Below are 3,789 nucleotides of genomic sequence, written 5' to 3' on the forward strand. Positions count from 1 at the left end.
CAAGTTCGGAGGTGATACCGGGCCAATGAACTGAGAATCTCCTGGTTGAGGAACGGCGTTAGTAGTTTCGTTAGGATTTGTAGTTGGGGTAGATTGTGCCGTTGCAGTACTATTCGGTACGTAGTCAATCAGTAATTCGGTGGCTGTTTGGGGTTGATTAGGTGTAGCGTTAGTAACTGATTTAGGCTGAATGGAAACCTTCAACAGCAAATCGTTACGACGTGCTTCAAACACATCTCCCGCATCATCTGTTGGTTGTTGCAAAATCTGCCAGTTATTTGTTTGAAACTGGCTACTATAAAAGCTAGCAATAAAGTTGCTGGGGTCAGAACTCAACCAACGAGTTGAGACTCTGTTTTCTGAGCCGCTAGCAGGTGTAACTTCCTGTAGTTTGGCATTGGAATATAGGGGGATATCTTTAGGAAAATCAGGTGGTAACTGAAGTGTTGATTCGTTTTGCTGTGCTTGCGGTTGGTTACTCTGAGATTCTCCAAAGACAACTGGATTGCTTTGCAGGTTAGGATCTGCCGCCAAAGATTGCTCAAGGTTTTTGGCGGCTGGACTGTTAGCACAGGCTGTTAACGAAGTCAGTAGAACAGCCCAAATTAGAAAAACAGCTGGACGTTTGCAGGGAGGCACAGGAAATCACAAATTGAGTTTCAATTCCTACCCTAGCGCAGACTGTTCATTAAATGGGAATGGGGAATGGGGAATGGGGAATGGGGAATGGAATATTGAAAAAACCCATTTCCTTTGCCCCTCTGCTTTTCTACCTCTTACAGCGCTTTTCAAGTAATTGAACTACACCACTCCCTACTCCCCACTCCCCACTCCCCACTCCCCGTCTCATCTGTGGTCTAAATACCTGAAAAATGCTGTAATATCACCAAAAGACAATACCAACTCACTACGTCCTATTGGTAAATGTCTCTATTGGTGAAGATGATGATATCTCTAAAAATGAGTAAACGGTAGCAAAAGCTACCGTATTGTCTTTGTTTTACAGCCATTAGGTTTGATAATTCCCATGCTTATTTATAGAGTTCCCTAAAATTCTGGCAAACTAACATTTTTGGGAAAAAAATAAATAACCCTGAAATACTTGCTAGACAAGAGTTTTGTGATTTGGATGCTCTAAGCTCACAAGGATTATGACAGATTTTGGGAGTGTGCTTAGATGAGAGCTAGAGTAGAGCCACCCACTACTAACTGCTCAAAATTAATCTGGCAGACTACTAGATTGAGAATCAAATTTTTAGAGAGTTCTGGAAATATTCAGTTGGCAGAGGCGATAACTGATTGTTAACTTACTAAAGAACAGTGTGGCTAGCAAAAGCTTTAATCTCAAACTTACCACTATTTTCTGTAATGCGATGCCTACGGCGGGCAAAGCCTACGCCAAGCAACTGAAGTGATAGACTAGGAATAAAGCCCCCTTTAGCCTCAATCAAGGAGGGGAATGGATAAAGTTCCCTAACGCTTGCTTACAATCGATTCTGAAAATTATTCATCTGACGATGGTAAGCTGAATAAAGCAATAAATGGAAAATGCCACTATTAAGCAATTTCAGGAACTTGGCGTAAGTTTGTGGTTCTTGGGGCCGGGGTGATAATAGGCAAAGCAGTCAAGTGTCGCAGCAGTTTCTCTAGTATCTCTAGATTGATTTTCTGGGGTAAGTGCTACTTGTGCTATAGTTAAGAGTCTATTGGCAGCCTCGAAAGCAGTGAGTGCTTTCTCTAAAAGGGCGTAGTTTACCGCCGTAGGCATCGCCTCTATGTTATCCAAAGTTTTCTGTTTGGCAATCCATCCCCTGTTCTTCTGGTATAGGGTAGGGGTTCTTTTAGGAAGGCTGGGCAGAAGGTGCGCTTCGCAAGTTATAGAGACAGTACATAGTTAGCTGTGACTGTTTTCCCAATCATTACTAGGATTGGGTAGAGGCAAAAAAGACACTTCATCGGATGCACTGACGGTTGAGAAAGCCCTCTACAAACTTGGTCTGAACAGTTAACAACTTACTGATAAATTAGATACAATTAGCATCTGCATTTGCTTCGGTGATTACTTATTCAAAGCAATTACTCGAATTGACACAGTGTTAAACTTTTCACCTGCTAGCTCTGGCGAAAATTTTTGTTTCAAGGCAAATTAAGACTTATATTCAAGGACGAGGGTGTTTCTTGGAGATGAAGTTAACCAAAACGGGGCAAAAGGCTGAAAAAGATATGTCTGATGTCAAAAACGCAGAACTGATAGGAGTATTAAGAACCTAAAATAGATATTAAATTGAAGAAAAAACAACGACCATCGACAACCGTCAGTCTATTTTACTTTCTGTAAAGCGTCGCCGGGTTGTTACCAGTGCTGAAACACGATTACATGCAAGTTTCCCAGGATCAGCCTATTTATTCTGAGGCTCCACTCCAGCTGCTACTGTTTGTCGATGGACGACCCAAGTCCCGACAACAAGTGCAGCGAATCCGTGCTTACTTAAAAGAATTGCAGGCTGAGTATAGTTTTGAACTTGAAACTATCGATGTTGGACAACAACCTTACTTAGCAGAACACTTTAAATTGATAGCAACGCCAGCTTTAATCAAAATCCATCCCGAACCACGACAGGTTCTGGCTGGGAGTAATATCATAGCGCAATTAAAAAACTGGTGGCCTCGCTGGCAAGCCGCTGTAGACACCTACTTAAAAGTACAGGAAGACTTACAAGAACGTATAGACGACAATGGTAGGGCGACATCACCCAAATCCACTATCCGTTCAGTTGCTGTTTCTGCGGAACTAATTAGACTTTCAGACGAAATTTTTCGCTTGAAACAGGAAAAAGATAACCTCCAAGAGCAGCTACAGTTTAAAGACCGGGTGATTGCTATGCTGGCGCACGATCTCCGCAATCCGCTAACTGCTGCCGCGATCGCCATCGAAACTCTCCAATCTAATTACAATTTAGAGACGGGGCAATTCCAGCGCCTCAAGCCATCGATGACAGCGCATTTATTAAAACAAGCCCGCAATCAAACTAAGGTCATTGACCGGATGATTGCCGACCTTTTAGAGGTAGGTCGTGGCAAAGATACAGAGTTTCCAATTCTACCACAAAAGCTACAGCTAGGGAAACTGTGCTTAGATGTACTAGAAGAATTGTGCGATCGCTACACCACCAAATCCCAAGAGGTAGAAACAGATATCCCTAATGACTTGCCCTATGTATATGCTGACCCAGAACGCATCCGGCAAGTGCTAGTGAATCTGTTGGATAATGCCATCAAATATACCCCAGAAGGTGGCAAGATTAGCATTGCCGGATTGCATCGCACTACCCAAAAAGTTCAGTTTAGTATCGGCGATACTGGGCCTGGTATTCCTGTAGAGAATCGCGATCGCATCTTTGAAAATCACTTCCGCCTACAACGGGATGAAGGTACAGAAGGTTACGGCATTGGTCTTTGTTTATGCCAACGCATCATCCTGGCACATTATGGTCAAATTTGGGTAGACTCTGCCCCCAATAACGGAGCATGGTTCCACTTCACACTACCAGTTTATCCTTCTTAGAGATTGGGCATAGGGCATAGGGCATTGGGCATTGGTAAAAAAACTAGCAACACAAATGACTAATGACTAATGACTAATGACTAATGCCCAATGACAAATGACTAATGCCCAATGACAAATGACTAATGCCCAATGACAAATGACTAATGCCCAATGACTAATGACTAATGCCCAATGACAAATGACTAATGCCCAATGACAAATGACTAATGACCAATGACCAA

2 protein-coding genes and 1 pseudogene are annotated in these 3,789 nt (G+C 42.7%); 1 reads left to right on the forward strand and 2 read right to left on the reverse strand.

The features are described 5' to 3' along the window. Together LC574_RS30550 and LC574_RS30555 are read right to left on the reverse strand one after the other, a co-directional pair. Positions 1-639: pseudogene (locus LC574_RS30550) on the reverse strand (S-layer homology domain-containing protein); the annotation flags it as partial. A gap of 928 nt (positions 640-1,567) precedes the next feature. Beyond that, the gene (locus tag LC574_RS30555; protein WP_229457345.1) at positions 1,568-1,786 is read right to left on the reverse strand and encodes a hypothetical protein; all 219 of its coding nucleotides are present in this window, start codon (positions 1,784-1,786) and stop codon (positions 1,568-1,570) included. A 573-nt stretch (positions 1,787-2,359) separates the two neighbouring features. On the opposite strand from LC574_RS30555, the gene LC574_RS30560 reads away from it, so the two are divergent. Next, the gene (locus LC574_RS30560) at positions 2,360-3,565 is read left to right on the forward strand and encodes a histidine kinase (protein ID WP_229457346.1); all 1,206 of its coding nucleotides are present in this window, start codon (positions 2,360-2,362) and stop codon (positions 3,563-3,565) included. Positions 3,566-3,789 lie beyond the last annotated feature (224 nt).

The organism is Nostoc sp. CHAB 5715 (assembly GCF_020829685.1).
Lineage (GTDB): Bacteria > Cyanobacteriota > Cyanobacteriia > Cyanobacteriales > Nostocaceae > Nostoc.